Here is an 18,961-nt window from a genome sequence, read left to right as displayed (position 1 = left end):
GATCGTGCACCCGCTGCGCGCACAATGGCCGCCATGACTGACCTGCGAACCCGCCAGGCCGACGCCCTGGTGGAAGGCCTGCAACGCGAAGCCGGTGGCAAGCTGACGGTATTCCTCGGCGCGGCGCCGGGCGTGGGCAAGACCTACACGATGCTCAACCGCGCGCAGGAACAGCTGCGCCGGGGGGTCGACCTGGTGGTGGGTCTGGTGGAGACGCACGGCCGTGCCGATACCCAGGCGCTGCTGGAAGGACTGCCACGGCTGCGGCTGAAGGACGTGGCCTACCACGGCCACGCCCTGCAGGAAATGGACCTGGATGCCGTGCTGGCGCGGCGCCCGGCGCTGGTGCTGGTCGACGAACTGGCACATCGCAATGCACCGGGCAGCCGCCACGAGCGACGCTGGCAGGATGTCATGGAGCTTCTGGATGCGGGCATCGATGTCTGGACCACGGTCAACATCCAGCACCTGGAAAGCCTCAATGACGTGGTGATGCGCATCACCGGGGTGCGGGTCAGCGAAACCGTGCCGGACGGTGTGCTCGACCGCCTGCACGACATCGTGCTGGTGGACCTGCCGCCACGCGAACTGATCGCCCGCCTGCAGCAGGGCAAGGTGTACGTGCCGGAGCAGGCGGCACAGGCACTGCAGGCGTTCTTCTCGCCGGCCAACCTGACCGCACTGCGCGAGCTGGCCATGCAGGAAGCCGCTGATCGTGTCGACAGCAGCCTGCGCGAGACCCGTGCCGCACGCGGCGAGGGCAACCTGCCGCTGCGCCGCGGCGTACTGGTGGCGATCGATGGTGGCGGGCAGAGCGAGTATCTGGTGCGGGTCGCGCGCCGCATTGCCGAACGGCGCGATGCGCCGTGGACGGTGGTGACGGTGCAGGGACGACGCCAGGACGAAGCAACCCGACGCGAGATCGACGCGGCGTTCGCGCTGGCACGTCGCCTGGGCGGCGATGCCGAACTGCTGCATGGCTCCAGCATCGCCGATGCCCTGCTCGACCACGCCGCGCACAACGGTGTCTCGACCCTGGTGCTGGGCCGCACCCGCGAGCGGCCGCTGGCACGGATGTTCAACCGCACCCTGACCCAGCAGCTGATCCAGCGCGGTGCGCACTACGAAATCACCATCATCAGCACGCCGCAGGCACGTGCGCGTTCGCGCCGCGAAGGCCTGTTGCCGCCGGCGCGCGGCATCAACCACGAACCACTGCAGGCCCTGCTCGCCACCGCGCTGGCCTGCCTGGTCGCGTGGCTGGTTGAACGCTGGGTGGGCATGGCCGACCTGTCGATGGTGTTTATCGTGGCGGTCGTGCTGGTCGCAGCCCGCACCCGCGCCAGCGTGGCGGTCATGGCCGCGATCCTGTGCTTCCTTGCCTACAACTTCCTGTTCATCGCACCACGCTTCACCTTCGCCATCGGCGCACGCCAAGGCGTGATCACCGTGTTCCTGTTCCTGGCAGCGGCACTGGTGGCCGGGCGCCTGGCATCACGGCTGCGCATGCAGGTGATCGCCCTGCGGGCCGCCAACCGTCATGCGCGCGCGCGGCAGCAGCTGGGGCGACAGCTGGCCAGCGCTGCCGGCGATGGCGAGGTGGCACTGGCCGGCCGCCATGCGCTGGAGCAGGCGATGGACGTGCCGGCATGGCTGCGGATCGGCGTGGACACCACCGCCGGCGGCCGCACCCTGCCCGGCGACACCGACCTGGCTGCCGCCGACTGGGCACTGCGCCACGGCCAGCCCAGCGGGCGTTTCACCGATACGCTGGCCGGCGCGCAATGGTGGTTCCTGCCCCTGCTTGATGGCGAGGACCGTGCAATCGGCGTGGCCGGCCTGTATCTGCCAGGTGCACGCCTGCTGCCCGAGCAGCGCCAGCTCGCCGAAGCGATGGTGGACGACATTGCCCAGGCGGCATTGCGCACGCGGCTGGTGGCCGAGCTGGAGCGGGCGCACGTCAGCAACGAGACCGAGCGCCTGCGCTCTGCTCTGTTGTCTTCGGTATCGCACGATCTGCGCTCGCCGCTGGCGGCGATGATCGGATCGGCCGACAGCCTGGCCAGCTATGGCACGGCGATGGACGTGGCTGACCGCCGCGCGCTGCTGGACACCATCCTGGTCGAAGGCGAACGGCTGGACCGCTACATCCAGAACCTGCTGGACATGACCCGGCTGGGCCACGAAGGCCTGAAGATCAACCGCGACTGGATCGGGGTGGACGAGTTGATCGGGTCGGCCGCGCGACGGCTGCAGCGCTACCAGCCCAACGTGAGGCTGGAACTGGATATCCCGCCGACCCTGGCGCCGATCTGGGTGCATCCGGCGCTGGTCGAGCAGGCGGTATTCAATGTCATGGAGAATGCGGCCAAGTTCTCCCCCGCCGATGCCGCGGTACAGGTGCAGGCGCGCGAACTGGACGGCCAACTGCGCATCGACGTGATCGATGCCGGTCCCGGCATCCCCGACGAAGAGCGGGCACGCATCTTCGACATGTTCTACAGCGTCGAGCGTGGCGACCGTGGCCGCCATGGTACCGGTCTGGGCCTGACCATCTGCCAGGGAATGATCGGCGCGCATGGCGGCAGCGTGCAGGCGCTGCCGGGACGTGACGGTCGCGGTACCCTGATCCGCATCACCCTGCCCCTGCTCAAGCCAGCCTCCCACGATGAGCCCGACCCCGATTGATGCGAGCGTACCGGCCCCGCGCGTGCTGGTGATCGATGACGAGACCCAGATCCGCCGTTTCCTGGATATCAGCCTGCGGGCGCAGGGCTATCAGGTCAGGCAGGCCGCGACCGGCCAGGAAGGCCTGCAGCTGGCTGCCAGCGAGGACATGGACCTGGTGATCCTGGATATCGGCCTGCCGGACATGGAGGGCCACCAGGTGCTGGAGCAGCTGCGGCAATGGAGCCAGGTGCCGGTCATCATGCTGACCGTGCGTGCCGGAGAAGCGGAAAAGGTGCGGGCGCTGGACAACGGTGCCAACGACTATGTGACCAAGCCCTTCGGCACGCAGGAACTGATGGCGCGGGTGCGCGCGCTGTTGCGGACACGCAGCGTGCCGACCGATGGCACGCCTCCGGTATTCGACGACGGCCATCTGCATGTGGACCTGGTGCGCCGGGAAGTGGCGATCGCGGGCGAACCGGTGGCGCTGACCCGCAAGGAGTACGCGCTGCTGTCGCTGCTGCTGCGCAATGCCGGCCGGGTGGTCACCCAGCCGCAGATCCTGCAGGAGATCTGGGGACCCACCCACCAGCACGACACGCACTACCTGCGCATCCTGGTGGGCAAGCTGCGGCACAAGCTGGGCGATTCGGCGCTGGATTCACGCTACCTGTTCACCGAACCTGGCGTCGGATTGCGGTTCAAGGGGTGAGGGTGTGCCGACCAACGGTCGGCACCCACCCGGATCGATCAGAACCCCAGCGGGGTGTCACCGACGATCGGCTGCAGCTGGCTGCGGAACAGTGCCTGGATGCGCTCCAGCGCCGCCTCGTCCTCGCCCTCGAAGCGCAGCACCAGTACCGGGGTGGTGTTGGAGGCGCGCACCAGTCCCCAGCCGTCGGGGAAATCCACACGCAGGCCGTCGATGGTCGACAGGCGGCCACCCACATACGGGTTGTCCGGCGACTGCGCTGCCGCCACCAGCATCGCCACCAGGGCGTGCGGCGTACCCTCGGACACCGGCACCTTCAGCTCCGGTGTGGCCACCATCTCCGGCAGTCCGGACAGCACCTCATCCGGGGTTTCCTCGCGCTGGGCCAGGATCTCCAGCAGGCGCGCGGCGGCGTACAGCCCGTCATCGAAGCCGAACCAGCGTTCCTTGAAGAAGAAGTGGCCGCTCATCTCGCCCGCCAGCTCGGCATCGGTCTCGCGCATCTTCGCCTTCATCAGCGAGTGCCCGGTCTTCCACATCAGCGGGCTGCCGCCGTTGCGCAGCACGTGGTCGGACAGCTTGCCCGTGCACTTCACGTCGTAGATCACCATCGCCCCGGGATTGCGCATCAGCACATCGGCGGCGAACAGCATCAGCAGGCGGTCGGCGTAGATGATCCTGCCCTCGCCGGTGACCACGCCCAGGCGGTCGCCGTCACCGTCGAAGGCCACGCCGAGATCAGCGCCAAAGCGTTTGACCGTCTGTACGAGGTCCTGCAGGTTGTCCGGCTCGCTGGGATCGGGATGATGATTGGGGAAGGTGCCATCAACATCGCAGTAAAGCGGAATCACCTCGGCACCGATCGCTTCCAGCAGCTGCGGGGCCAGCGCACCGGCAACCCCGTTGCCGGCGTCGGCCACCACCTTCAGCGGGCGGTCGAGCTGCACGTCATCGGCGATCCGCTGGATGTAATCGGCGCCGACATCGCGCTGCTGGTAGTCACCCGGTTCTGCCGCCTGCACCAGGCGGCCCTCGACGATGCGCTGGTACAGGCCGGTGATGGCATCGCCGGACAGCGTTTCGCCGCCGATGACGACCTTGAAGCCGTTGTACTCGGGAGGATTGTGGCTGCCGGTCACCGCCACGCAGGTGCCGGTACGCAGGTGGAATGCGGCGTAATAGACGACCGGCGTGGGCGCCAGGCCGATGTCGATGACCGCGCAGCCGGCACGGCGCAGGCCTTCGGCCAGGCCGGCTGCCAGCTCGGGGCCGGACAGGCGCCCGTCACGGCCGATCACCACCTCGCGCAGGCCCTGTTCCAGCGCAGCGGTACCGATGGCCTGGCCGATCAGCGCGGCGGTCTTTACCGTCAGTTCGCTGCCCACCACACCTCGGATGTCGTAGGCCCGGAAGATGCCCGCTGCCAGCGCTTCCGCCGGGACCGGCGGCGGAGGGGCCACTGTGGCGTCGGCGGCAGCTTCGGCGGCCTGTGGCGGCGCCATCTGCAGGCTCTCGCGCAGCGTCGGGCCCTCATCCACCTCGACGGCAGACGTGCGCCGCGGCAGCGGCAGGCGCTTCGGCAGGCGGTCGCGACCGACCAGCAGCAGCACGGCGATGAAGGCCAGCAGCAGCGCGACGATACCGCTGGCCAGCGCGCCCAGACCGAGCGGGCCGGGTTCGACGTTGGGCACGGCCGCTGCCAGCCGCAGCGGGGTGCCGGCAATCGGCCTGGCCTGCGCCTCGGCGATCTGCGCCAGGCCGGAATCGCCCTGGGTGACCAGATCGTGCGTGCCCTGGCGCAGGCCGAGGAAACCACTGGCAGGCGCGCGGATCTGATCCAGCGGCGCGGTCAGGCGCAGCAGCGGCTGACGGACGTAGACGACCGCCGCCCCCAGGCTGCCCAGTTGCACCGGCGCAGCCAGGCCGAGGCGGTTGCCACCGCCATCGCGGACCACCCGCAGGCTCGGCCGGTCCTCGCCCAATGCCTGCTCCAGCAGGGCCAGGCGCGCATAGCCAAAGGTGGCCGGATCGGCGTAGGCAGCGGCCAGGTCGGCGCCCAGCACCTCCACCCGCTCCACGCCGGACCAGCTCTCGCGCAGGGCCAGCGCAGCGGCGGACGCATCGCCGGCCTGCAGCGCCTGCTGCAGGCGCTCGTTCTTCAACTGCTGCTGCAGCTGCTGCAACTGGCCACTGGCGGCCTGTTGCAGGCCCTGCACGGCCTGGTCACGCGCCTCTTCCAGCGCCTTGCCACCTGCCTCCTGGCGCCACTGCTGCACGGCGCTCCAGCCGAACCAGCCGGCCAGCAACACGAGCAGCACTGCCAGCAGCGGTGCGCTGCGCCCCAACGACCGTCCCTGCTGCCTTTCCCCGATGCCGCTCATCAATGTCCCCCGTCAACGCACCCCGGTATGGCCGAATCCACCCGTTCCCCGCACGCTGTCGGTGAAAGTATCCACCACCTGCAGGCTGACGCGGGCAATCGGAACCACCACCAGCTGCGCGATGCGGTCACCCGGCTCGATCGTGAAGGCCTCGCGGCCCCGGTTCCAGACGCTGATCAGCAGCGGACCCTGGTAGTCGGCGTCGATGAGGCCGGTGCCGTTGCCGAGGACGATGCCGTGGCGATGGCCCAGGCCCGAACGCGGCAGGATGACCGCGCACAGGTGCGGATCGGCAATGTGGATGGCCAGGCCACTGGGAACCAGCGCGGTATCGCCCGGCTGCAAAGTCAGCGCGGTGTCCAGCGCTGCGCGCAGGTCCATGCCGGCACTGGCCTCGGTGGCATACGCCGGCAGCGGCCAGCTGTCGCCGAAGCGCGGATCGAGCAGTTTGACCTGCAACGGTTGCGATGAAATCACCTGGGTCATGCCTGAAGTCTCCGCGCGATCAGCGCCAGCAGTTGTTCGGCCAGCTCGCGCTTGGAGGTCGCCGGGAATACCTGTTCGCCATCCTGCCAGAAGGCCGTGGCGGCGTTGTTGTCACTTTCGAAGCCACCGCCACTGATGCCGACCTGGTTGGCGATCACCAGATCCAGGCGTTTGTCGACCAGCTTGCCACGCGCGTACTTCTCCACGTCGTGGGTTTCGGCGGCGAAACCGACCACCAGCTTCAGCGACTGCGTCTGCGCGGCCACCTCGGCCAGGATGTCCGGGGTACGCACCAGTTCGATCACCAGTGACTGGCTGTCGGCGGTCTTCTTCAGCTTCTGCGGCGCCACCTGCCGTGGGGTGTAGTCGGACACGGCGGCGGCACCGATATAGATGTCGGCCGGCAGCGATGAGAGCACGGCGTCGCGCATCTGTGCGGCCGAGCGCACATCGACGCGCTGCACGCCGACCGGCGTCGGCAGCTGCACGGGACCACTGACCAGCACCACCTGCGCCCCCATCGTCGCCGCGGCCGCGGCCAGTGCGAAGCCCATCTTGCCGCTGCTGCGGTTGCCGACGTAGCGCACCGGGTCGATGTCCTCGTAGGTGGGTCCGGCGCTGATCAGCACACGCAGTCCCTGCAGCGCGCGGGTTGCCGCGGGCGCGGCAGGCGCCACGGCATTGCCGTTGGCCGCCAGCGCGGCAACGATGTCACCCGGCTCGGCCAGCCGCCCCGGGCCGGACTCACCCTCGGCCAACGGCCCGTCGACCGGTCCGATCACCTGCGCGCCCCGCTGGCGCAGCAGTGCGATGTTGGCCTGCGTGGCCGGATGCAGCCACATGCGATGGTTCATCGCCGGACACACGGTCAGCGGCGCGGTACTGGCCAGGCACAACGTGCTGACCAGGTCGTCGGCGTGACCATGGGCCAGGCGCGCCAGCAGGTCGGCGGTGCCCGGTGCGATCACGATGCGGTCGGCCCAGCGCGCCAGCTCGATGTGGCCCATGGCCTGTTCGGCGGCGCTGTCCCACAACGTAGTGCGGGTCGGCTGCCCGGACAGGGCCTGGAAACTGAGCGGGGTCACGAACTGCTGGGCGCCGGCAGTCATCGCCACCTGCACCAGCGCCCCGGCATCGCGCAGCCGCCGCACCAGTTCCAGGGCCTTGTAAGCCGCAATCCCGCCGCCGACACACAACAGCAGTTTCTGGCCTTCCAGCGCGCCGGCCGGCGCGGGGGATGCGTTGGGGGAGTCAGCCACCTGGAATTCCTGTGCAAACGAGGGCGCTAGCTTACCCGATGGTCGGTAATGTCCCGATGCACAGCGCACATAGCTGGCAGCTATCAGCAGATGGAACTTCCACTACCGCAGTTCCCGGGTTCACCCGCCGATGATTCGGAACTTTCCTATACCCGTGCCCTGGTCGGCTTTGCAGAATCGGTACTGGCCACCTCCGGTGCGCCGCTCCGCTTCCCCGAGGATCCCGCGTGCAACCGCGCATCATCATCGCCGACGACCATCCGGTTGTACTGCATGGCATCCGTATCGTGCTGGAGGCTCACCAGATGCAGGTGGCCGGCAGCGCGGCCGACGGTGCCCAGCTGCTCGACCTGCTGCAGCGTGAAACCTGCCATGCCGTCCTCACCGACCTGTCCATGCCCGGCGTCGGCCCCGACGGCCCTGCGCTGCTGGGCGCACTGCGCGAGCGTCATCCGGGCCTGCCGGTGGTGGTGCTGACCGGAGCGCGCCACCCGGGACTGCTGGACAGGCTGCTGCGCGAAGGCATCGATGGCCTGGTCGACAAATGCGCCGGCTTCGCCGAGCTGCCGATGGCGCTCGCGGCAGCCATGTCCGGCCAGGTCTTCGTCTCACAGCAGCTGCGTCATCACCTGCAGTCGCGCGACCTGCTGTTCCAGCGCACACCGGTCTCGCTCTCCGCGCGCGAGCAGGAAGTCCTGCAGCTGCTCGCCGAGGGCCTGAACATCAACGCCATCGCGGCCCGCTGCGGCCGCAGCCCGAAGACGATCAGCCGGCAGAAGGCCGAGGCCAAGCGCAAGCTGGGATTGCAGAGCAACCAGGAACTGTTCGACTACCTGAAGACCGTGCGCGATTGAGGCATCGGCTGACGGTCATCGGCGGCAAGTGCCGATGGGAGCGCCGGGCGCCGCTGGCGATGATGCAGGCATGCCCATCCATGACTGGCCTGAACAGGAACGTCCCCGCGAGAAGCTGCTGGCGCGGGGTCCCACCATGCTGTCCGACGCGGAGTTGCTGGCGCTGTTCCTCGGCTCCGGGGTCGGCGGCCGCGATGCCGTGCAGACTGCACGCGACCTGCTGCACGCGCACGGTCCGCTACGGGTGCTGCTGGACCGGCCTGCCGGCGAGCTGGCACGGCTGCCCGGGCTGGGGCCGGCCCGCAGCTGCACCCTGGCCGCCGGCCTGGAACTGGCCCACCGGTACCTGGCCGCCGAACTGCAGCACGGCGAAGCAGTTGGCGACAATCCCGGGGCGGTGGGGCGCTACCTGCAGCACCGTCTGCGCGGGCAGGCCCGCGAACTGTTCCTGGTGCTGTTCCTGGACAACCGCCACCGGCTGATCGCGTGCGAGGAACTGTTTGCCGGAACCCTCACCGCAGCGGCGGTCTATCCACGGGAGGTCGTGCGGCGCGCCCTGCAGCTCAATGCCGCCGCCGTGATCATCAGCCACAACCACCCGTCCGGCGACCCGGAGCCATCGCCGGCCGACGCGCGCATCACCGAGGAGCTGCAGCAGGCCCTGGCCCTGGTCGACATCCGCCTGCTCGACCATTTCGTAGTGGGCGAAGGCCGCCCTGTTTCGTTTGCTGAACGTGGCCTGCTGGGCCAGCGCCAGGCCCGCCTGTTCGGCTGAGCCCCGGCTCCCCGGCCGCCCCGGGGGGACCGCACAGGCAGGCAACGGTCAGCGTGGCCGCCGGCATCTGCGCTAAAATGGGCGATTCCGCCGCTCATTCTCACAGCAGGCCTCGTGAAAAATCTCCTCCGCGCCCTGATCAGCCAAGGCATCGAAGCCTTGCGCGCCAATGGCACCCTGCCCGCCGACTCCCTGCCGCCGGACTTCGTGGTCGAGCGCCCGAAGACCCGTGACCATGGCGACTTCGCCACCAACGCCGCGATGCTGCTGGCCAAGGCCGCGCGCAGCAACCCGCGCGCACTGGCGCAGGCACTGGTCGAGGCGCTGCCGCGCAGCGAGGACGTCAGCAAGGTCGAGATCGCCGGACCCGGCTTCATCAACTTCCACCTGGCTCCGGCCGCGTACCAGCGCGAAGCCGCCTCGGTCATCAAGGAAGGCCACGACTACGGGCGCAACCTGTCCGGCAACGGCCGCACGGTGGGCGTGGAGTATGTGTCGGCCAACCCGACCGGTCCGCTGCACGTCGGCCATGGCCGCGCTGCGGCGATCGGCGACTGCGTGGCCCGCGTGCTCGACGCCAACGGCTGGAACGCCAAGCGTGAGTTCTATTACAACGACGCCGGCGTGCAGATCGAGAACCTGGCGCTGTCGGTGCAGGCCCGCGTCCAGGGCATCGCCCCCGACCAGGAGGGCTGGCCGGAAGGCGGCTACCGCGGCGAGTACATCGCCGATGTCGCGCGAGCCTACATGGCCGGCGCCAGCGTCGACCTGGAAGGCACCCTCGTGGTCGGCGCCAAGGATCCGCACGACATGCAGGCGATCCGCCGCTTCGCGGTGGCCTACCTGCGCAACGAGCAGAACCTGGACCTGGCCGCGTTCGGCGTCGATTTCGACATCTACTTCCTGGAAAGCTCGCTGTACGCCGATGGCAAGGTCGCGGAAACCGTGGCCAAGCTGCAGGCGTCCGGCCACACCTACGAGGAAGGCGGCGCACTGTGGCTGCGCAGCACCGACTTCGGTGACGACAAGGACCGCGTGATGCGCAAGTCCGACGGCACCTTCACCTACTTCGTGCCGGACGTGGCCTACCACCTGTCCAAATGGCAGCGCGGCTACGAGCGCGCGATCACCGAGCTGGGCGCCGACCACCACGGGTCGCTGGCGCGCGTGCGTGCAGGCCTGCAGGCGCTGGAAGTGGGCATCCCGCAGGGCTGGCCCGAGTATGTGCTGCATCAGATGGTCACCGTCATGCGCGGCGGCGAGGAAGTGAAGCTGTCCAAGCGTGCCGGCAGCTACTTCACCCTGCGCGACCTGATCGAAGAAGCTGGACGCGATGCGACCCGCTGGTTCCTGATCGCGCGCAAGCCCGATTCGCAGCTGACCTTCGACATCGATCTGGCCCGCCAGCAGAGCAACGACAACCCGGTGTTCTACGTGCAGTACGCGCATGCCCGCGTGTGCAGCCTGCTCCGCCAGGCGCAGGAGAAGGGCCTGGCCTATGACCAGGGCAGTGGCCTGGGTCAGCTCGTGCGCCTGGCCGATGACGCCTCGCTGCTGCTGATGAACGAGATCTCGCGCTATCCGGAAGTGGTCGAAGCCGCCGGCGTGGCGCTGGAGCCGCATCTGGTGGCGCAGTACCTGCGTGAATTGGCGCATGCCTTCCACACGTGGTATCACGGGACACCGGTGCTGGTGGACGACGCCGACGATCGCAACGCCAAGCTGACGCTGGCCTGCGCGGCGCGTCAGGTGCTGGCCAATGGCCTCGACCTCCTGGGCGTGAGCGCCCCGGAAAAAATGTAAGCATCAGGAGACGCAGTACACATGGCAGCACGACGCGGCAAAAACCAGGCACGACGCAACAGCAGCAGCCAGGGCACCCCGGGATGGGTGTGGCTGGTCGCCGGTGTGGCCATCGCCGCCGTGGTGTTCCTGGCGGCGCCGAATCTGTTCAAGGGCGAGGGCGATGGCTTCCTGCGCGCCGGTCCGCAGCCGAACCCGAACGCGCAGCCGGCGCCGGTCGCCGATGCCGACAGCGATGTCGGCACGCAGCCGGCCGCACAACCGGCCACGCCGAAACCGGCCGAAGCCGAGAAGCCGGCGGCGACCCAGTACGACTTCTACACCCTGCTGCCCGGCAAGGAAGTGGAGATGTCCGATGCCGAACTGGCTGCCAGCACCCGCGCCGAGGAACAGCGCCGGGCCAAGGCCGAAGCGCAGCGCGCGCAGGCGGCGCTGGAGGGCAAACCGGTCCCCGCAACGCCGGCACCGACCGCGACGGCCAGTGTCGCCAGCACGGCACCGGTGACCGCGACCAGCCGTCCGCTGCCTGCCCCGCTGAGCGAACGCCCGGCAACGGCTGCACCGGCCACGACCAGTCCGGCGGCGACCAGCACGGCATCGACCGCGCAGGCCGCCCGCGTGGACGCGCCGCCGGCCGCCGCTGCAGCACCGGCCGTGGCCGGCGACAACGCGCGCTACATCCTGCAGGCAGGTGCGTTCGGCGCCTCCGGCGACGCCGAGGCCACCAAGGCCAAGCTGGCGATGATGGGCCTGGCGGCACGGGTGGAGTCGGCGCAGATCAATGGCAAGACCGTGTACCGCGTGCGCATGGGGCCCTACGGCAGCGCCGGTGAGCTGTCCGAAGCCAAGCAGAAGCTGGATGGCACCGGCCTGCAGGCGATGGCGATCAAGGCACAGTGATCGTTCGGGTCTGAACGGAAGAAGCCGGGCATTGCCCGGCTTTCTTTTTTTGGGCCCCGCAGGGCCGACCCACGCCGGGCGGCCCTGAAGGCACGCAGGTCAGCCCTCGCGCGCGACCTGGAAGCCGGCGAACGACTGGCTGACCGGCATCAGTTCCAGGCGGTTGATGTTCAGATGCGGCGGCAGGCTGGCAACCCAGAAGATCTGCTCGGCGATGTCCTCGGCGGTCATCGGGTTGGCGCCGGAATACAGCTTGTCCGACGCGGCCTGGTCACCGTGGGTACGCACCACCGTGAACTCGGTCTCGGCCATGCCCGGCTCGATGGTGGTCACACGCACGCCCGTACCGTGCAGGTCCGAACGCAGGCCCAGCGAGAACTGGCTGACGAACGCCTTGGTACCGCCATACGCGTTGCCGCCCGGGTACGGGTAGACACCGGCAACCGACGAGATGTTGATGATCGCACCCCTGCGTTCGACCAGCTGCGGCAGCAGGCGGTGGGTCAACGTCACCAGGGCGGTGATGTTGGTATCGATCATCGTCGTCCAGTCCTGCAGGCTGGCGCTCTGCGCCGGAGCGGTGCCCTGCGCGAGACCGGCGTTGTTGACCAGCAGGTCGATCTCACCGAATGCGGGGGGCAGCGCCAGCAGCGCCGCTTCCATTGCGATCGGATCGCGGACATCAAACGCCGCTGCGTGCACCACGTCCTTGCCATAGCGCTCGACCAGCGGTTGCAGGCGATCGCTGCGACGGCCGGTGGCGATCACCTTCCAGCCTGCCTGGGCGAAGCGATGGACGGCGGCGGCGCCAAACCCGGACGTGGCGCCGGTAATCAGGACGGTGCGGGACATCAGGCAACTCCATGGAGGAACGAGACCCCCATTCTGGCACCGTCGGCAGGACCCTGCCTTGCCTGATCGGTCTTCGCGCCGGGCACACTCAGCGCAGGCGGAACACGCGGGCCTTCGGCAGATCCTCGTCGACCTGCAGGAACCAGCGGCCGGCGATGCCAGGGATCACTTCGATCTGCGGCGCCTGGAGGGCCCTGCGCAGCTTCATCTGTCCCTTCATCACCTGCCATTGCTGTCCGTTGTCGAGGGTGAACACCGTGCCGGGGGCCCAACCGGCCACCTCCCCCACCACGCGTGCGCTGACCGGGCCTTCTTCCAGCCCCAGGTGCATGGCTGCCGGCGCCGGAACATTCGCAGGCAGCGGCGCGTCGGCGGGGGCGGCCGTGGCCGCGGAAATGGCAGGCGACGCGGCCTCTGCCTGGCGCAGCACGCGGTTCAACGCCTGCAGCTGGGCCGGACTCAGCCCCACTTCGGCCAGCTGGGCCGCAGTGAGCCGCTGTTCGACCGGAACAAAACGGTCCTGGGCATGGGCGGCAACACTGCTGGCCGCCAGCAGGAGGAGAACGAGGTACCGGCGCATCGGAGGAGGTCTCTACGGAACAGCGCTCACGATGCTTCAATCCGGTGACAATCCGGTGACAACGGCCAGACCGCTACAATGGGCCATGATCAACAATGATGTACTGCGCAGCGTGCGCTACTCCCTGGACCTGGGCGACCATCACGTGGTGGCCCTGTGCCAGCTGGCCGACCCGACCTTCGCGGTGGATCTGGAGCAGGCCAGGGCGTGGCTGCGGCGCGAGGATGAAGCCGGCTTCGTGCCGATGGACGACAGTGCGCTGGCGCACTTCCTGGATGGCCTGATCGTGCACCTGCGCGGCCGCGACGAGAGCCAGCCGCAGCGCGCCGTGGAAACCCGCGTCGACAACAACCTGGTGCTGAAGAAGCTGCGCGTGGCGTTCCAGCTGCGCGACGTCGATCTGATGGACATCTTCGCCAGCGCCGGCTTCAAGGTATCCAAGTCCGAGATCGGGGCGCTGTTCCGCCAACCCGGACATGCCAACTACCGACGTTGCCTGGATCAGATGCTGCGCAACTTCCTCAAGGGCCTGAGCCAGCGCCTGCGCGGTTGAGCCGCGCGGTACCGGCCCATGGGGCCGATACCGTCGTAGCGGCGCCGGCCCGCTAGAAGCTGCCCTGCAGCGCCAGTTCCCAGCGCCCGCCCGCGTTGCCCGGGAACAGGCGTCTGGCCGCGGTATCGGTGTCATGCACGGTGGCCCGCACTTCCCACGCCGGAGCCAACGTGGCGATGGCGCTGAGCTGCCCGTGCAGGTAATCCGGCCCCTGTGCGGCCTCCAGCCAGTAGTGGCCCACGGCCGCTTCAAGCCGGAAGCGCTCGCGCAGCGGCAGGCGCACGCCCAGCTGTGCATACGTACCGCGATGGCCACCGGCCAGGGCATCGCTGGAATGCGCGACCTGCAGCCAGGTCCGCTGCTTCCAGCCCACCGTGGCAGCGAACTCTGTCCAGTCCAGCGCGCGGGCTGTCCCCGGATACACATAGCGGGTCAGGTTGGCGTCCAGCGTCCAGTCCGCGGCCGGTGTGCCGGACCAGCCCGCCACCAGATCGAACTCGCTGCGTGCGCCGTTGTCCGGCTTGAACGATACGTTCGAGCCCCACGCGCTGGCATACCACCCGGACGCGAGCGCGAACTTCGCTCCGGCCTGCACCGCCGGGTCGCCGTCACTCTGCGAACTGCCGCGCCAGACGTAGTCACTGGTCAACGTGGCGTTGCCGCTCACCTGTGCCTGTGCGGTGCCGACGCCCAGCAGCCCCGCCAACGCCGCGGCCACCGCCGCGATCATCCCCTTGCTGTTCACTGCACATCATTCCTCATCCAATGGCGGCTCAACCGCCGGGACGGCAGTGTCGATGGCAGGGCCGTAACGGTTCGATGGCGCTACCGTGGCCGGGGCGCAAAATCAGCGTAAAACCGCTTGGCAGTGGCGCGGTATGATGGCCGCCTGTTTCCAGGAAACCCCCCATGGACGCCATCCTGACGCCGGTATCGATCGGCGAGCTGATCGACAAGATCACCATTCTCGAGATCAAGGCCGAACGCATCGGCGATGCCACCAAGCTGGCCAATGTGCGCACCGAGCTGGACGGCCTGCTGCCGTTGCTGCAGCAGCAGCTGCAGGCACAGCCGGCACTTGCCGCGCTGAAGCAGCAGCTCAAGGCCATCAACGAGCGCATGTGGGACATCCAGGACCAGCTGCGCGACAAGGAAGCGGCACAGGTGTTCGATGATGCCTTCGTCCAGCTGGCGCGCGGCGTGTACGGTACCAATGGCGAGCGCGTGCAGGTCAAGAACGAGATCAACCGCGTTGCAGGTTCGGCACTGGTCGAAGAAAAGCAGTACCAGGGCGAATAAGCCCGGGTTTCAGCCGCATTCGAGCAGGTGGCGGATGCGGAACAACTCGCCGTCGCTGCGGATGCCGAGCTTCTGGTAGGCGGCTTTTTTCTGCGAGCTGACCGTGCTTGCGGAACGGCCGAAGCGCTGCGCGACTTCGCCGGTGCTGCAGCCTTCCAGCACCAGGCGCAGCACCTCGCGCTCGCGGCGGCTGAGCGGCATCAATGAGGGCATGCGGCGCGCCCGCGAGCGGCTCAACTGCGGGCGCAGTTCCGGCGGCACGAACCGCCCACCCCGGGCCACCACCTCCACAGCCCGCAGCAGCACGCGCGGTGCGGTCGCCTTGGACAGGAAGCCGCGCGCGCCGGCCTGCATGGCCGTCACCACCGTGCTGGCGTTGCAATGGGCTGAAAGCACCAGCACCGGCAACGACGGCCACTGCTGCGACAGCGTGCGCAGCAGTTGCAGGCCAACCCCCTGGTCACCCAGCGGAAGGGCATCGATCACCAGCAGATCGACACAACCGGGCTGCTGATGCAGCAGCGACAGCAGGTCGGCTTCATTGGCGAAGCTGCCACGGACCTGCAGACCGCTGTGCTCACATAACAACACTTCCAGGCCCAGCCGCAGCACCGGATGCGGATCCAGCAGCGCCAGGCGGCGCAGCTTCCCGGTATGCGGGGTGGCGGGGGCGGGCGGCATCAGTCGGATCCGGCGGAAGTGGATGCCCACCGTAGGTCGCGCCCTGCAACGGCGGAATCCAATTCGTTGCAATGCAGCATCGACTGCGCAGCCGCAGTCAGATTTCATTTCGGTTGGGTGGAACGCAACAGGCCCGGCAGATGCCGGGCCTGTCGATGCACGCAGGGCGCAGAGCGCCTGCAGCGATTACCAGCTGAAGCGCGGGCCGACGGTGTATTCCTTGTCACCGTCGCGGTTCATCTTGAGCTCGCCGTTCAGGCCCCAGTTCTGGTTCAGCTTCACCTGACCACCCAGGCGGCCGTACCACTCGCCTTCCGGATTGATGCCGCGCTTCTTCGAGAAGTCTTCGTAACCAACCATGCCGTAGACTTCGGCGTGGGCACCGAACGCGGTGCGGATGCCGGCTTCAGCGCTGTAGCCGTTGAAATCCAGGCCATGCTCCAGGTCACGCTTCTGGTACGCCACGCGGGCCACGAAGTCGGTCGACGGTGCGATTTCCTGGTTGTAGCCGACGCCGACCTTCCACTGGTCCAGCTTGAGATTGGTGTGGTCGATTTCCTGGCGGCTGTAGTCACCGAAGGCGTGGAAGTTCGGCAGGAAGCCGTAGGAACCCTTCACGCCCCAGCCGTCGGCCTTGAACGCGTCGATGTCGGTCTTGGCGTAGTTGGCTTCAGCATAGTTGTAGGACAGGTTCTCGGCAGCCGAGGCGGAGAACGGCAGGGCAGCAGCCAGCGCCAGGGCAATCAGCGAATTCTTCATGGGGGTACACCTTTACTTTCTTATGGTGAGCAGCAGCGCGGAAGCGCCGTCGCATCGGGAATGTAAATTCTCCGTTATTCGCCACAACGCACCCTGAAAACAGCAACCTTCGCATTGCTGAATTTTCTGGCTTGATTCAGGCGGTCTCTGGCATACGCGCGGCGCGCGGGTACGTCCTGAATGCTTCGATCGCGGCCGTGTCGATCTGCGGCGCCCTGGTTCGTCGAACAGAAGAAGGCCGCACATGCAGTGCGGTCCATCACGGAGGCAGGCAATGAGTTACATCGATGGTTTCGTTCTGGCGGTTCCCACCGCCAACAAGGAAAAGTTCCTCGCCCATGCGCGAAGCGGCGACGTGGTCTTCATCGAGTACGGGGCGCTGCGCGTGGTCGAGTGCTGGGGCGATGACGTGCCGCATGGCAAGACGACGGACTTCTTCGGCGCAGTGAAAGCGACACCGGAAGAGACGGTGGTGTTTTCCTGGATCGAGTGGCCTGACAAGGCCACCCGTGATGCGGGCATGCAGAAGATGATGGAAGACCCGCGCCTGGACCCCGCGAAGAACCCGATGCCGTTCGACGGTGCGCGGATGATCTATGGCGGTTTCACACCCATCTACGAACTGACCCGCTGACGCCTTCGCGGCGCTCAGCGCGTACCTGCGTCGTCTTCTCCGGCAGTGCCGGCGCCCAGCGCGGCGCCGGCCCCCAGGCCGAGCCCGCCCATGCCGGCGCCCATGCCCATTCCGCCGCCGCCCGCACGGCCGCCCTTGCCTTCGCCTTCAGGGCGGCCTTTGCCGCCCCCGCTGCCGCCCGCGGGCCGGGTCGGGCCCTGCCGTGGAATCTGCAGATCGGCCGGGATCGGCGCCAGATCCAAGGCTTCGCGGACAAAATCGCGCAGCGACACCACCAGCTCATGCGTGTGCACCGGCCGTCCCTGCGCCAGCTCATCGGCGGCGCGCGCGGCCAGCCGCACCTGCTCATCGGTACCCAGCAGCAGGATGTCCGACAAGGCCGCTTCGACGGCATCGCGGATGCGCCTCGCGCGATCCGAGCCGGGTTCGACGATGCCCTGCTCATGGGCGCGCTGGCGCAGGTCGCGCAGATGGCTGGGGTCGACCCCCAGCTCACCGGTGAACGAACCGCCCAGGGTCTTGTAGGCGGCCATCAGCGTGCGCAGCCGTTCGTTGATCTGCCGGTTCTCGCGCTCGCGGCGCTGCTGCAGGGTCTGCATCACCAGCAGGCGGATACCCACACCCAGCAGCGTGATCAGGACCAGGCCGGCCAACGTGGAAAGCACTCCCTGCCAGGAACTGAAATCGATGCCGCGCATGATGGGAACTCCAGCGGAGGGACTTCATCTTGCCCCAGGACGATCCCGCAGGCTTCATGCCGGGCCGTTGTCCCCCATGAACGCAGAAGGCCCCACCGCCCGGCAGGGCGGAGGGGCCTTCGCCGCTCGCGCGATTACTTGCGCTTGGCGGCCTTGCGCACGGCCTTCTTCGCCGGGGCCTTCTTGGCAGCGGCCTTCTTCAGCGGTGCAGCCTTGCGGGCGACAGCCTTCTTGGTGGTCGCTGCCTTCTTGGCAACCGTCTTGCGGGTAGCAGCGGCCTTCTTGCCGACAACCTTCTTGGCGGCAGCCGTCTTCTTGGTGGCGACCTTGCGGGTAGCGGCAACCTTCTTGCCGACGACCTTCTTCGCGGCCACGGTCTTCTTGCCAGCCACCTTCTTGGCGGCGACCGTCTTCTTGGCCACGGCCTTCTTGGCGGTGGCCACCTTCTTGCCGACAACCTTCTTCGCGGCGGCGGCCTTCTTGGCAACCGTCTTCTTGGTGGCGGCTGCCTTCTTGGTCGCAGCCTTCTTCACCGTGGCGACCTTCTTGCCGGCAGCCTTGGTGGCGGCCTTGGTGGACTTCTTGGCAACAGCAGCCTTCTTGGCGACAGTCTTGCCGGCAGCGGCCTTCTTCTTGGCCACTTCCTTCTTCAGGGCAGCGGCTTCGGCCTTGGCATTCTTCTTGGCGGCTTCCAGCTTCTGCTTGGCCTTGGCGACCGTCTTGCCGACCGACTTGGCGGCCTTCTCGGCCTTCTTGGCAACGGTCTTCTCGACCTTGGCCACGGCCTTCTTGGCCTTGGCGACGCGGGTGGTGGCGGCCTTGCGGGCGCGCTTGACGGTCTTCTTGACCGACTTCACTGCGTCTTCAGCGGCGTGGGCGATGGTCTCGCCGACGTTGGTGGCGGTTTCTTTCGCGTTCTCGACGGCGTCGGTCACGACCGACACACCATTACCGTTGCTCATGTTGCCCTCCTGGGGGCGTGGATTGTCAAAACGGGGCGATGCTATACCGACAATGACGATCGTGGAACGGGTGGTACGCCTGCAATCGCGTCTGCTGCGACGA

At 68.0% G+C, this 18,961-nt stretch carries 19 protein-coding genes; 9 read left to right on the top strand and 10 right to left on the bottom strand.

Going from position 1 to position 18,961, the window contains the following annotated elements; all coding sequences use genetic code 11:
- The first annotated feature begins 33 nt into the window (after nt 1–33).
- Both N8888_RS01410 and N8888_RS01405 read left to right on the top strand, forming a co-directional pair.
- Nucleotides 34–2,688 carry an ATP-binding protein gene (locus N8888_RS01410; RefSeq protein ID WP_111186504.1) on the top strand — a complete coding sequence of 885 codons (2,655 nt, stop codon included), beginning with the start codon at nt 34–36 and terminating at the stop codon, nt 2,686–2,688.
- The gene (locus tag N8888_RS01405) at nt 2,669–3,382 is read left to right on the top strand and encodes a response regulator transcription factor (RefSeq protein WP_053516504.1); all 714 of its coding nucleotides are present in this window, start codon (nt 2,669–2,671) and stop codon (nt 3,380–3,382) included. The genes N8888_RS01410 and N8888_RS01405 overlap by 20 nt, the downstream gene beginning before the upstream one ends.
- Nucleotides 3,383–3,420: 38 nt before the next feature.
- Here the strand turns inward: N8888_RS01405 and N8888_RS01400 are convergent, their stop codons facing one another.
- Genes N8888_RS01400 through coaBC form a run of 3 tightly spaced genes read right to left on the bottom strand, consistent with a single transcriptional unit; the run spans nt 3,421 to nt 7,508 of the window.
- Nucleotides 3,421–5,763 (bottom strand): phosphomannomutase/phosphoglucomutase, encoded by a 2,343-nt coding sequence (locus tag N8888_RS01400; RefSeq protein ID WP_263176914.1) that lies wholly within the window; start codon nt 5,761–5,763, stop codon nt 3,421–3,423.
- 12 nt (nt 5,764–5,775) lie between these two features.
- Complete coding sequence (dut, locus tag N8888_RS01395) at nt 5,776–6,249, bottom strand: dUTP diphosphatase (protein WP_053516506.1); 474 nt, start codon at nt 6,247–6,249, stop codon at nt 5,776–5,778.
- Nucleotides 6,246–7,508: a bifunctional phosphopantothenoylcysteine decarboxylase/phosphopantothenate--cysteine ligase CoaBC gene (coaBC, locus tag N8888_RS01390; protein ID WP_065174227.1), complete on the bottom strand. Its 1,263-nt coding sequence runs from the start codon at nt 7,506–7,508 to the stop codon at nt 6,246–6,248. Before coaBC ends, dut begins: the two co-directional genes overlap by 4 nt.
- A gap of 227 nt (nt 7,509–7,735) precedes the next feature.
- On the opposite strand from coaBC, the gene N8888_RS01385 reads away from it, so the two are divergent.
- The 4 genes from N8888_RS01385 to N8888_RS01370 all read left to right on the top strand — a co-directional run bounded on the left by N8888_RS01385 (nt 7,736) and on the right by N8888_RS01370 (nt 11,840).
- Nucleotides 7,736–8,362: a response regulator gene (locus tag N8888_RS01385; protein WP_053516509.1), complete on the top strand. Its 627-nt coding sequence runs from the start codon at nt 7,736–7,738 to the stop codon at nt 8,360–8,362.
- Between the two features lie 70 nt (nt 8,363–8,432).
- Entirely contained in the window at nt 8,433–9,137 is a 705-nt protein-coding gene (radC, locus tag N8888_RS01380; protein ID WP_065174506.1) for a RadC family protein, read from the top strand.
- A 114-nt stretch (nt 9,138–9,251) separates the two neighbouring features.
- Complete coding sequence (gene argS, locus N8888_RS01375) at nt 9,252–10,940, top strand: arginine--tRNA ligase (protein ID WP_053516518.1); 1,689 nt, start codon at nt 9,252–9,254, stop codon at nt 10,938–10,940.
- Between the two features lie 21 nt (nt 10,941–10,961).
- The gene (locus N8888_RS01370) at nt 10,962–11,840 is read left to right on the top strand and encodes an SPOR domain-containing protein (RefSeq protein WP_065174226.1); all 879 of its coding nucleotides are present in this window, start codon (nt 10,962–10,964) and stop codon (nt 11,838–11,840) included.
- A 99-nt stretch (nt 11,841–11,939) separates the two neighbouring features.
- On the opposite strand, the gene N8888_RS01365 is transcribed toward N8888_RS01370, so the two are convergent.
- Together N8888_RS01365 and N8888_RS01360 are read right to left on the bottom strand one after the other, a co-directional pair.
- Nucleotides 11,940–12,692: an SDR family NAD(P)-dependent oxidoreductase gene (locus N8888_RS01365; protein ID WP_065174225.1), complete on the bottom strand. Its 753-nt coding sequence runs from the start codon at nt 12,690–12,692 to the stop codon at nt 11,940–11,942.
- A gap of 88 nt (nt 12,693–12,780) precedes the next feature.
- Nucleotides 12,781–13,272, bottom strand: a complete 492-nt coding sequence (locus tag N8888_RS01360) for a hypothetical protein (RefSeq protein ID WP_263176908.1) — start codon at nt 13,270–13,272, stop codon at nt 12,781–12,783.
- 85 nt (nt 13,273–13,357) lie between these two features.
- On the opposite strand from N8888_RS01360, the gene N8888_RS01355 reads away from it, so the two are divergent.
- On the top strand, nt 13,358–13,825 hold the full coding sequence (locus N8888_RS01355; protein ID WP_053516523.1) for a YehS family protein: 468 nt from the start codon (nt 13,358–13,360) through the stop codon (nt 13,823–13,825).
- 52 nt (nt 13,826–13,877) lie between these two features.
- Here the strand turns inward: N8888_RS01355 and N8888_RS01350 are convergent, their stop codons facing one another.
- On the bottom strand, nt 13,878–14,570 hold the full coding sequence (locus tag N8888_RS01350) for a TorF family putative porin (RefSeq protein ID WP_253119881.1): 693 nt from the start codon (nt 14,568–14,570) through the stop codon (nt 13,878–13,880).
- A 164-nt stretch (nt 14,571–14,734) separates the two neighbouring features.
- Between N8888_RS01350 and N8888_RS01345 the strand changes: the two genes are divergently transcribed.
- Nucleotides 14,735–15,124 (top strand): DUF6165 family protein, encoded by a 390-nt coding sequence (locus N8888_RS01345; RefSeq protein ID WP_065174221.1) that lies wholly within the window; start codon nt 14,735–14,737, stop codon nt 15,122–15,124.
- A gap of 9 nt (nt 15,125–15,133) precedes the next feature.
- Here the strand turns inward: N8888_RS01345 and N8888_RS01340 are convergent, their stop codons facing one another.
- Together N8888_RS01340 and N8888_RS01335 are read right to left on the bottom strand one after the other, a co-directional pair.
- The gene (locus N8888_RS01340; RefSeq protein WP_053516559.1) at nt 15,134–15,805 is read right to left on the bottom strand and encodes a response regulator transcription factor; all 672 of its coding nucleotides are present in this window, start codon (nt 15,803–15,805) and stop codon (nt 15,134–15,136) included.
- 186 nt (nt 15,806–15,991) lie between these two features.
- Nucleotides 15,992–16,564 carry an OmpO family porin gene (locus tag N8888_RS01335; protein ID WP_053516527.1) on the bottom strand — a complete coding sequence of 191 codons (573 nt, stop codon included), beginning with the start codon at nt 16,562–16,564 and terminating at the stop codon, nt 15,992–15,994.
- A 274-nt stretch (nt 16,565–16,838) separates the two neighbouring features.
- Between N8888_RS01335 and N8888_RS01330 the strand changes: the two genes are divergently transcribed.
- Nucleotides 16,839–17,198, top strand: a complete 360-nt coding sequence (locus tag N8888_RS01330; protein WP_053516528.1) for a DUF1428 domain-containing protein — start codon at nt 16,839–16,841, stop codon at nt 17,196–17,198.
- Between the two features lie 14 nt (nt 17,199–17,212).
- Here the strand turns inward: N8888_RS01330 and N8888_RS01325 are convergent, their stop codons facing one another.
- Together N8888_RS01325 and N8888_RS01320 are read right to left on the bottom strand one after the other, a co-directional pair.
- Nucleotides 17,213–17,896, bottom strand: coding sequence for a hypothetical protein (locus N8888_RS01325; RefSeq protein ID WP_111186481.1), 684 nt, complete (start codon nt 17,894–17,896; stop codon nt 17,213–17,215).
- Nucleotides 17,897–18,030: 134 nt separating this feature from the next.
- Nucleotides 18,031–18,858, bottom strand: a complete 828-nt coding sequence (locus tag N8888_RS01320) for a histone (protein WP_111186482.1) — start codon at nt 18,856–18,858, stop codon at nt 18,031–18,033.
- Between the last annotated feature and the right edge of the window lie 103 nt (nt 18,859–18,961).

Source organism: Stenotrophomonas maltophilia (assembly GCF_025642255.1).
In the GTDB taxonomy this organism is placed as follows: domain Bacteria; phylum Pseudomonadota; class Gammaproteobacteria; order Xanthomonadales; family Xanthomonadaceae; genus Stenotrophomonas; species Stenotrophomonas maltophilia_P.
The sequence above is the reverse complement of the archived record's forward strand: the minus strand, read 5'-3'. Positions and strand labels throughout refer to the sequence as shown.

What these genes read in the sequence shown, in the direction of transcription:
- N8888_RS01410 (WP_111186504.1), top strand. Translation starts at nt 34, where the DNA reads ATGACTGACCTGCGAACCCGCCAGGCCGACGCCCTGGTGGAAGGCCTG.
- N8888_RS01405 (WP_053516504.1), top strand. Translation starts at nt 2,669, where the DNA reads ATGAGCCCGACCCCGATTGATGCGAGCGTACCGGCCCCGCGCGTGCTG.
- N8888_RS01400 (WP_263176914.1), bottom strand. Translation starts at nt 5,763, where the DNA reads ATGAGCGGCATCGGGGAAAGGCAGCAGGGACGGTCGTTGGGGCGCAGC.
- dut (WP_053516506.1), bottom strand. Translation starts at nt 6,249, where the DNA reads ATGACCCAGGTGATTTCATCGCAACCGTTGCAGGTCAAACTGCTCGAT.
- radC (WP_065174506.1), top strand. Translation starts at nt 8,433, where the DNA reads ATGCCCATCCATGACTGGCCTGAACAGGAACGTCCCCGCGAGAAGCTG.
- N8888_RS01370 (WP_065174226.1), top strand. Translation starts at nt 10,962, where the DNA reads ATGGCAGCACGACGCGGCAAAAACCAGGCACGACGCAACAGCAGCAGC.
- N8888_RS01365 (WP_065174225.1), bottom strand. Translation starts at nt 12,692, where the DNA reads ATGTCCCGCACCGTCCTGATTACCGGCGCCACGTCCGGGTTTGGCGCC.
- N8888_RS01360 (WP_263176908.1), bottom strand. Translation starts at nt 13,272, where the DNA reads ATGCGCCGGTACCTCGTTCTCCTCCTGCTGGCGGCCAGCAGTGTTGCC.
- N8888_RS01355 (WP_053516523.1), top strand. Translation starts at nt 13,358, where the DNA reads ATGATCAACAATGATGTACTGCGCAGCGTGCGCTACTCCCTGGACCTG.
- N8888_RS01345 (WP_065174221.1), top strand. Translation starts at nt 14,735, where the DNA reads ATGGACGCCATCCTGACGCCGGTATCGATCGGCGAGCTGATCGACAAG.
- N8888_RS01340 (WP_053516559.1), bottom strand. Translation starts at nt 15,805, where the DNA reads ATGCCGCCCGCCCCCGCCACCCCGCATACCGGGAAGCTGCGCCGCCTG.
- N8888_RS01335 (WP_053516527.1), bottom strand. Translation starts at nt 16,564, where the DNA reads ATGAAGAATTCGCTGATTGCCCTGGCGCTGGCTGCTGCCCTGCCGTTC.
- N8888_RS01330 (WP_053516528.1), top strand. Translation starts at nt 16,839, where the DNA reads ATGAGTTACATCGATGGTTTCGTTCTGGCGGTTCCCACCGCCAACAAG.
- N8888_RS01325 (WP_111186481.1), bottom strand. Translation starts at nt 17,896, where the DNA reads ATGCGCGGCATCGATTTCAGTTCCTGGCAGGGAGTGCTTTCCACGTTG.
- N8888_RS01320 (WP_111186482.1), bottom strand. Translation starts at nt 18,858, where the DNA reads ATGAGCAACGGTAATGGTGTGTCGGTCGTGACCGACGCCGTCGAGAAC.